The organism is Ensifer sp. SSB1 (assembly GCF_016652895.1).
GTDB lineage: Bacteria > Pseudomonadota > Alphaproteobacteria > Rhizobiales > Rhizobiaceae > Ensifer.
The window spans coordinates 38,370-46,790 of record NZ_JAEPRP010000031.1 but is presented as its reverse complement, the minus strand read 5'-3'; the positions used below and the strand labels follow the sequence as shown (position 1 = coordinate 46,790).

Here is an 8,421-nt window from a genome sequence, read left to right as displayed (position 1 = left end):
CGCGAACCACGGCTAACGAGCATGACACCGAGCTGACCCTCCAGCTGACGAATGGCCGCCGACAGCGTCGGCTGCGTCACCCCGCATTCCTCCGCCGCGCGACCGAAATGCCGTTCGCGCGCAAGGACGAGGAACATTTCCAGCTTATCGATCATGTCCAGCCTTCAGTTATTGTGGCTCCGCCCCTCTCCCCGCTTGCGGGGCGAGGGGACGTGGCGCTTCGCGAGGTCGCCCTTCATGACACGAGCCCTGAATGGAGTGGAGGGGCGAGCGGACGCCGCAGCCTTCCTTCTCCCCGCCTGCGGGGAGAAGGTGCCGACAGGCGGATGAGGGGCAGCCGACTTCATCTACCGCTCAAACGATCAGCTGGCCGCCATTGACCTCCAGCACCTGCCCCGTGATGTAGCCCGACAGCGCATGCGAGGCGAGGAAGAGATAGGCAGGCGCACAATCCTCCGCCGTTCCAAGCCGACCGAGTGGGATGGTCTTGCGGGTCGCCTCCAGCTTCTCCGGCGACGAATATCGTTCGTGGAAATCGGTGGTGATCGTGCCGGGCGAGACGCAATTGACCCGGATCCCCTCGGGCGCGAGTTCGCGGGCCAGCGCCTTGGAATAGGTGGAAACGAAAGCCTTGGTCGCCGAATAGATCGAAGAGCCGGCACTGCCCCCGGTCAGAGCCGAGATCGACACCGTGTTGACGACCGCCGGATGCGTGCCCTTGCGTAGGAGCGGCAGCATGGCCCGCGTCATCTCGACGACCGCCGTCTGGTTGAGCTGGACGACGGTCTGATACTGCTCGTCAGTGAGCTGCGCCGCGGGAAAGCGACCGACCATCGTGCCGGCATTGTTGATGAGGATATCGACGCTGTCGAACCGGCTGCGCACCACATCGGCCAACCCCTCAACACCACCGGGTGCCAGGAAGTCCGCAGTGGCGACATGCGCCCGGCCTTCCGTTGCCGCCGATTCGAGAAAATCGGGCAATTCACCGATCGACCGGCCCGCGTGAACCAGCACGTGCGCGCCGCAATCCAGAAACTGCCGCGCCACCTCCAGCCCGATGCCGCGCCCGGCCCCGGTGACGACGACGGTCATGCCTTTGAACAAGGCCGGATGAAACATGTCTTTCCCCTCTTCATTCCTCGGGCAGCGTCGCCCATCGCCGAAACGAATGCAACGCGCTCCGATATTTTAAACCATGACGAAACCGGTTTCACGATAAACGCCGATTTAGGAAATTGCGCAGCTTTCGTTTTCGCATATTATGAAAGAAAACGAAAATGAGGAGGATGGAATGTATCTGACAGGTCGGCAGGCGGAGATCCTGGAGCTGGCAAAAGGCGAAGGTCGCGTGCTCGTGGAAGAGCTGGCGCAGCGCTTTTCCGTGACGCCGCAAACGATCCGAAAGGACCTGAACGATCTCTGCGACGCCAAGGTTCTGAACCGTATTCACGGCGGTGCGATCTTCCCGAGCGGCAAGGAAAACGTCAAATACGATGCCCGCCGCCAGATCGCGGCGCCGGAGAAACAGGCAATCGGCAAGGCTGCCGCCGAACTCATCCCCGACAATGCGTCGCTCTTCATCAATATCGGCACCACGACGGAAGCCGTCGGCGAGGCTCTTCTCGACCACAAGGAATTGATGGTCATCACCAACAACATCAATGTCGCCAACCGCTTACGCGTCTTCCCCTCGATCGAGGTGGTGATCACTGGCGGCGTCGTGCGCGGCTCCGACGGCGGCATCGTCGGCGAGGCGGCCGTCGACTTCATCAAGCAGTTCAAGGTCGACTTCGCCGTCATCGGCGCCTCGGCGATCGACCATGACGGCGCGCTGCTCGATTTCGATTTCCGCGAAGTGAAAGTCGCGCAGGCGATCATCGCCAATGCACGCCACGTCATCCTCGTTTCCGATTCGACCAAGTTCGAAAGAACCGCGCCGGTGCGCATCGGTCATATCTCGCAGGTCCAGACCTTCATCACCGATCGCTGCACGCTCGAAAACGTGAGGAAAATCTGTGCCGAACAGGACGTTCGGCTGATCGAAACCGACGCCTGAATCCGGAGGATTAGGCACCCCTAAAGATTCGGGGCGCATTCGTTTGACATTCGATATGTTTTCGTTTTAACTGATTTCACTTTCGCTGACGCATCAATTTGTGCATCGCGAAACGTGGAGGGGAAACAGCAGTGTCAGAGCAGGCAATCTACGACGTCTTCGTCATCGGCGGCGGCATCAACGGATGCGGCATCGCGCGCGACGCGGTCGGCCGCGGATATTCGGTCGCCTTGGCCGAAATGAACGATTTCGCTTCCGGCACCTCTTCCGGCTCCACCAAGCTCATTCACGGCGGCCTGCGCTATCTCGAACATTACGAGTTCCGGCTGGTGCGCGAAGCGCTGATGGAACGCGAAGTGCTCTGGGCGATGGCACCGCATGTCATCTGGCCGATGCGCTTCGTGCTGCCCTATCACAAGGGTGGCCTGCGCCCGGCCTGGCTCATCCGCCTCGGCCTCTTCCTTTACGATCATATCGGCGGCCGAAAGCTGCTGCCGGCGACGGCGACGCTGGACATGAACCGCGACCCGGCCGGCAAGCCGCTGAAGCGCCTGTTCAACAAGGCATTCGAATACTCCGACGGCTGGGTCAATGATGCCCGCCTCGTGGTCTTGAACGCCCGCGACGCAGCAGACCGCGGCGCCGCCATCATGGCGCGCACCCGTGTCGTCTTCGCGCGCCGCGACGGCGCGCTCTGGACGATCGAAACCGAAAACCAGGCGACGGGCGAACGCAAGATCCTGAAGGCCCGCATGCTCATCAATGCCGCCGGCCCCTGGGTCGATGCGGTGCTTTCCGGCGCGCTCGGCAAGAACGATGTCCACAATGTCCGCCTCGTGCAGGGCAGCCACATCGTGGTGAAGAAGAAGTTCGACGATCCGCGCGCCTATTTCTTCCAGAACCCGGATGGCCGCATCATGTTCGCCATCCCTTACGAAGAAGATTTCACGCTGATCGGCACAACCGATCGCGATTACGCGGGCAATCCCTCGGACGTCCGCATCAGCGACGCCGAGATCGACTATCTCTGCGGCGCGGCGAGCGAGTATTTCCTGGAACCGGTCAGGAAGGACGACATCGTCTGGACCTATTCGGCTGTGCGCCCGCTTTATGACGACGGCGCCAGCAAGGCGCAAGAAGCAACCCGCGACTACGTGCTGCGCGTCGAGGGCGACAAGGGCACAGCACCCCTGCTCAATGTCTTCGGCGGCAAGCTCACGACCTACCGCCGCCTCGGCGAATCCGCGCTGGACAAGATCGGTGAATCGATCGGCGTCAAAGGGGCGAAATGGACGGCCGGATCGAAGCTTCCGGGCGGTGATTTTCCGGCTCAAGGCTATGCCGATGAGGTCGCAAGGCTGCGGAAACAATACTCTTTCCTTGCCCCCGCACATGCCCGCCGCCTTGTGCGCCTCTACGGCACACGCGCCGCAGCGCTTCTGGGTTCGGCTTCGAACGAGGCCGGCCTCGGCCACCGCTTCGGCGCCGATCTCTACGAGGTCGAGGTCAAGTGGCTGATGACGCAGGAATGGGCGAGGCACGCCGAGGACGTGCTGTGGCGCCGGACCAAGTTGGGACTGAAGCTGACGCCCGGCGAGGCGGCAGCGCTGGAGGAATATATGCGGGGCGCGGCTAACGCAGCCGCCTGAAGACGCCCGTATTCAGAAGCATTTCCAGCGAAATCGCACAGCGGTTTCTGCGTCCGGAGATGGGAAATACGACGACATGGAGCGTTTCCGCACCGCGCGGAAACGCTCTGGACTGCCGACAGGCTGGGTGGAGAATTCAATGCTTGAAATGAAGAAGATATCCAAGGTCGTGGGCGGGGAGACGCATATCTACCCGACCGACCTGGTGCTGGAGAGGGGGTCGCTGAACGTGCTGCTCGGCCCGACCCTTTCCGGCAAGACGTCGCTGATGCGGCTGATGGCCGGTCTCGACAAGCCCGCCTCCGGTTCGCTGACTTTCGATGGTGTCGACGTCACCGGCCTGCCGGTGCAGAAGCGTTCGGTCGCTATGGTCTACCAGCAGTTCATCAACTATCCGGCGATGACGGTCTATGAGAACATCGCCTCGCCGATGCGCATCAGCGGCGCGGACGCGGCCACCATCGACCGCGAAGTGCGCAAGGCTGCCGATCTCCTGAAGCTGACGCCTTATCTCGATCGCACACCGCTCAATCTCTCGGGTGGCCAGCAGCAGCGCACGGCGCTCGCCCGCGCCATCGTCAAGAACGCCGATCTCGTGCTGCTCGACGAACCGCTCGCCAACCTCGACTACAAGCTGCGCGAGGAACTGCGCGAGGAACTGCCGAAGATCTTCGCCGCGTCCGGCGCCATCTTCGTCTACGCGACGACCGAACCTTCGGAAGCGTTGCTACTCGGTGGCAATACGGCCGCCCTCAGCCAAGGCCGCATCACCCAGTTCGGCAAGACCATCGACGTCTATCGCCGCCCGGTCGACCTCATCACCGCCCGCACCTTCGCCGATCCGCCGCTGAACTGCATCGAACTGGTCAAATCAGGCTCCGCCTTCACGCTCGACAGCAAGTCCGTGCTCGCCGTTCCGGCGCATCTGGCCGGCATCGCCGACGGTCGTTGCACCGTCGCCTTCCAGCCGCATCACATCTCCTTCGACCGTCCCCAGGGCGGCGGCGATGCGCTTACCGTCAAGACGGCGATCTCCGAAATCGCAGGCTCCGAAAGCTTCATTCACGTCGGTTTTGCCAACGCGCGCTGGGTGATGTTGGCGCCAGGCATTCACGATATCGAACCCGACGCGACCCTGGAGGTCTTCGTCGATACCCGCCATCTCATGGCTTTCGGGCCGGATGGTCGCGCCATCGGCGGCACGGCCTAAAGGGGGCGCTGGGAGGAAAACATGGCACGCATCGACCTTGAACATATCCGCCACGCCTATGGCGCCAAGCCGAAGTCGGAAAACGACTACGCGCTGAAGGAAGTGCATCACGAATGGAACGACGGCGGCGCCTACGCGCTGCTCGGTCCGTCCGGCTGCGGCAAGACCACGTTGCTCAACATCATCTCGGGCCTGATCAACCCGTCGGAAGGACGCATCCTCTTCGACGGCAAGGACGTGACGCATCTCTCCACCCAGGAACGCAACATCGCCCAGGTGTTCCAGTTCCCGGTCATTTACGATACGATGACCGTCTACGACAATCTGGCCTTCCCCTTGCGCAACCGGCATGTGCCGGAAGCCGAGGTCGATCGCCGGGTCAAGGAGACGATCGAGATGATCGGCCTTGGCGGCTGGGCGAAGAAGACCGCCCGCGGCCTCACCGCCGACCAGAAGCAGAAGATCTCGCTCGGCCGCGGCCTCGTGCGCAACGACGTCAGCGCCATCCTCTTCGACGAACCGCTGACCGTCATCGATCCCGAAATGAAATGGGTGCTGCGTTCGCAGATCAAGCGGCTGCACAAGCAGTTCGGCTTCACCATGGTCTACGTCACCCACGACCAGACCGAGGCGCTCACCTTCGCCGACAAGGTCGTCGTCATGTATGACGGCCAGATCGTGCAGATCGGCACGCCGGCGGAACTCTTCGAGCGCCCGCGGCATACCTTCGTCGGCTACTTCATCGGCTCGCCGGGCATGAACGTGCTGCCGGTCAAGCTCGACGGCAGCACCGCGACGGTTGGCGGCGAGCAGGTGGGTCTCACCTTCCAGCCCAAGGTCAGGGCCGGCGCCAAGACCGAGCTCGGCATCCGCCCGGAATTTGTTTCGCTTAGCCGCGAAGGCATGCCGGTCGCGATCACCAAGGTCGAGGATATCGGTCGCCACAAGATCGTGCGCGCCCGTTTCGCCGATCAGCCGATCTCGATCATCGTCGATGAAGACGGCGAAATCCCTGCCGAGCCGCGCGTCACCTTCGATCCGAAAGCCATCAACATCTACGCCGATTCCTGGCGCGTCGGCGAGGAGGCCTGACCATGGAGAAAACCTGGAACAACAAGGCCTGGTTCATGGTGCTGCCGGTCCTCGTGCTGGTCGCCTTCTCGGCCGTCATCCCGCTGATGACCGTCGTCAACTATTCGATCCAGGACACCTTCGGCAACAACCAGTTCTTCTGGGCCGGCACCGACTGGTATGTCCAGGTGCTGACGTCGGACCGCTTCTGGGACGCGCTCACCCGCAACCTGATCTTCTCGGCGATCATCCTCGCCATTGAAATTCCGCTCGGCATCGTCATCGCGCTCAACATGCCGAAGAAGGGTCTCGGCGTTCCGGTCTGCCTCGTCCTGATGGCGCTGCCACTCCTGATCCCGTGGAACGTCGTCGGCACCATCTGGCAGGTCTTCGGCCGCGTCGACATCGGCCTGCTCGGCCGCACGCTCGAAGCGATCGGCATCAACTACAACTACGTACAGAACCCGGTCGCCGCCTGGGTGACGCTGATCGTTATGGACGTCTGGCACTGGACGAGCCTCGTCGTGCTGCTGTGCTATGCCGGCCTCGTCTCGATCCCGGACGCCTATTACCAGGCGGCCAAGATCGACGGCGCCTCGCGCTGGTCGGTGTTCCGCTACATCCAACTGCCGAAGATGAAGCGCGTGCTTTTGATCGCCTTCCTGCTGCGCTTCATGGATAGTTTCATGATCTACACCGAGCCCTTCGTCGTCACCGGCGGCGGCCCGGGCAACTCCACCACCTTCCTGTCGATCGACCTCGTCAAGACGGCCATTGGCCAGTTCGACCTCGGTCCGGCGGCAGCGCTATCGATCATCTACTTCCTCATCATCCTGCTGCTCTCGTGGATCTTCTACACCGTGATGACCACGAGCGACGCGCAGAGCTGACACAGGCGGGAGGAGAAACAAAATGCAGACAAGACCCCTTACCGAACGCCTCTCCTGGCTGGTGCCGACGATCTACATCGTCTTCCTGCTCTTGCCGATCTATTGGCTCGTCAACATGAGCTTCAAGGAAACGAGCGAGATCTTGAGCACCTTCTCGCTCTGGCCGGTCAATCCGACGCTCCGGAACTACGAGGTGATCTTCACCGATCCCTCCTGGTACAACGGCTATATCAACTCGATCATCTACGTCGTCATGAACACCGTGATCTCGGTCGCGGCAGCCTTGCCGGCAGCCTATGCCTTCTCGCGTTACCGGTTCCTCGGCGACAAGCACCTGTTCTTCTGGCTCTTGACCAACCGCATGGCGCCGCCGGCGGTCTTCGCCCTGCCCTTCTTCCAGCTCTATTCGGCCTTCGGCCTGATCGACACGCACATCGCCGTGGCACTCGCGCACTGCCTGTTCAACGTGCCGCTCGCCGTCTGGATCCTGGAAGGCTTCATGTCGGGCGTTCCGAAGGAAATCGACGAGACAGCCTATATCGACGGCTATTCGTTCCCGCGCTTCTTCGTGAAGATCTTCATGCCGCTGATCGCCTCGGGCATAGGTGTCGCCGCCTTCTTCTGCTTCATGTTCTCCTGGGTCGAACTGCTGCTTGCCCGCACGCTGACGACCACGGACGCCAAGCCGATCGCCGCCACCATGACCCGCACCGTTTCAGCCTCCGGCCTCGACTGGGGCGTGCTCGCCGCTGCCGGCGTGCTCACCATCATCCCCGGCGCGCTGGTGATCTATTTCGTTCGCAACTACATCGCCAAGGGCTTCGCCCTGGGGAGGGTATGATGACTGCTCAACCCGTTCGCAAGGCCCGCTGGCAGGTGCCCTTCGCCGCCGTTCTCGTCGTTTACGCCGCCGTCGCCGGCCTGCTCATGAGCATGCTGCCGATCAAGGACGGTGCGCGCGACTGGTTCGCGCCGCTGGTGGCCGGCGGCTGGATGGCCTGGTCGTTTCCGTCGGCCATGTTCTTCCTGACGATCTTCGCACTGCTGTCGATGATGGCGGTCTGGGAATATGCCTCGCCCGGTGGCAACCCGCGCGTCGGCATCCTGCGCTTCGAGACGACACGGGGCGATCGCCTCTTCGTGTCGCTGCTCGGCAGCGCCTTCATTCACCTCGCATGGCTCGGTTTCGTCGGCGCACAGAACCTGTGGTGGGCGCTTGCGCTCTCCCTGGTCTATGCCGTCGGCGTCTTCCGCTACGTCTGAGGCGAGCAAATTTGCGGGGCCGTTCCGCGGCCCCCCAAAGCCAAAAGATACGCAATCGCAAACCTAAGGGAGGGAATTATGCGACGGCATCTTCTGACTACGACGGCAGCTATGCTGCTGGCCTTCACCGGCACCGCTTTTGCCGGCATGGACGAAGCAAAGAAGTTCCTCGACACTGAAATCGGCGACATGTCCTCGCTCGACCGCGCGGGCCAGGAAGCCGAAATGCAGTGGTTCGTCGATGCGGCCAAGCCCTTCGCCGGCATGGAAATCAAGGTC

General features: G+C 62.2%; 9 protein-coding genes and 1 pseudogene. 8 read left to right on the top strand and 2 right to left on the bottom strand.

Going from position 1 to position 8,421, the window contains the following annotated elements; all coding sequences use genetic code 11:
* Nucleotides 1-155: LysR family transcriptional regulator (locus I8N66_RS10610; RefSeq protein ID WP_291153319.1), on the bottom strand; the 155-nt coding region annotated here is incomplete at its 3' end.
* A gap of 199 nt (nucleotides 156-354) precedes the next feature.
* Nucleotides 355-1,122 (bottom strand): SDR family oxidoreductase, encoded by a 768-nt coding sequence (locus I8N66_RS10605; protein WP_291153315.1) that lies wholly within the window; start codon nucleotides 1,120-1,122, stop codon nucleotides 355-357.
* A 172-nt stretch (nucleotides 1,123-1,294) separates the two neighbouring features.
* On the opposite strand from I8N66_RS10605, the gene I8N66_RS10600 reads away from it, so the two are divergent.
* From I8N66_RS10600 to I8N66_RS10565, 8 genes and pseudogenes are all read left to right on the top strand, one after another.
* On the top strand, nucleotides 1,295-2,059 hold the full coding sequence (locus I8N66_RS10600; protein WP_113541004.1) for a DeoR/GlpR family DNA-binding transcription regulator: 765 nt from the start codon (nucleotides 1,295-1,297) through the stop codon (nucleotides 2,057-2,059).
* Between the two features lie 131 nt (nucleotides 2,060-2,190).
* Nucleotides 2,191-3,708: a glycerol-3-phosphate dehydrogenase gene (gene glpD, locus I8N66_RS10595; protein WP_291153311.1), complete on the top strand. Its 1,518-nt coding sequence runs from the start codon at nucleotides 2,191-2,193 to the stop codon at nucleotides 3,706-3,708.
* 139 nt (nucleotides 3,709-3,847) lie between these two features.
* On the top strand, nucleotides 3,848-4,918 hold the full coding sequence (locus I8N66_RS10590; protein ID WP_291153308.1) for an ABC transporter ATP-binding protein: 1,071 nt from the start codon (nucleotides 3,848-3,850) through the stop codon (nucleotides 4,916-4,918).
* A 21-nt stretch (nucleotides 4,919-4,939) separates the two neighbouring features.
* A complete protein-coding gene (locus I8N66_RS10585; RefSeq protein WP_223725755.1) occupies nucleotides 4,940-6,010 on the top strand; it encodes an ABC transporter ATP-binding protein in 1,071 nt (356 codons plus the stop codon).
* A 2-nt stretch (nucleotides 6,011-6,012) separates the two neighbouring features.
* Nucleotides 6,013-6,879: a sugar ABC transporter permease gene (locus I8N66_RS10580; RefSeq protein WP_291153303.1), complete on the top strand. Its 867-nt coding sequence runs from the start codon at nucleotides 6,013-6,015 to the stop codon at nucleotides 6,877-6,879.
* A gap of 22 nt (nucleotides 6,880-6,901) precedes the next feature.
* Nucleotides 6,902-7,720, top strand: coding sequence for a carbohydrate ABC transporter permease (locus I8N66_RS10575; protein ID WP_291153300.1), 819 nt, complete (start codon nucleotides 6,902-6,904; stop codon nucleotides 7,718-7,720).
* The gene (locus tag I8N66_RS10570) at nucleotides 7,720-8,142 is read left to right on the top strand and encodes a DUF2160 domain-containing protein (RefSeq protein WP_291153296.1); all 423 of its coding nucleotides are present in this window, start codon (nucleotides 7,720-7,722) and stop codon (nucleotides 8,140-8,142) included. The genes I8N66_RS10575 and I8N66_RS10570 overlap by 1 nt, the downstream gene beginning before the upstream one ends.
* Nucleotides 8,143-8,220: 78 nt before the next feature.
* Nucleotides 8,221-8,421 (top strand): annotated as a pseudogene (locus I8N66_RS10565) (carbohydrate ABC transporter substrate-binding protein); the annotation flags it as partial.

What these genes read in the sequence shown, in the direction of transcription:
- I8N66_RS10605 (WP_291153315.1), bottom strand. Translation starts at nt 1,122, where the DNA reads ATGTTTCATCCGGCCTTGTTCAAAGGCATGACCGTCGTCGTCACCGGG.
- I8N66_RS10600 (WP_113541004.1), top strand. Translation starts at nt 1,295, where the DNA reads ATGTATCTGACAGGTCGGCAGGCGGAGATCCTGGAGCTGGCAAAAGGC.
- I8N66_RS10590 (WP_291153308.1), top strand. Translation starts at nt 3,848, where the DNA reads ATGCTTGAAATGAAGAAGATATCCAAGGTCGTGGGCGGGGAGACGCAT.
- I8N66_RS10585 (WP_223725755.1), top strand. Translation starts at nt 4,940, where the DNA reads ATGGCACGCATCGACCTTGAACATATCCGCCACGCCTATGGCGCCAAG.
- I8N66_RS10580 (WP_291153303.1), top strand. Translation starts at nt 6,013, where the DNA reads ATGGAGAAAACCTGGAACAACAAGGCCTGGTTCATGGTGCTGCCGGTC.
- I8N66_RS10575 (WP_291153300.1), top strand. Translation starts at nt 6,902, where the DNA reads ATGCAGACAAGACCCCTTACCGAACGCCTCTCCTGGCTGGTGCCGACG.
- I8N66_RS10570 (WP_291153296.1), top strand. Translation starts at nt 7,720, where the DNA reads ATGACTGCTCAACCCGTTCGCAAGGCCCGCTGGCAGGTGCCCTTCGCC.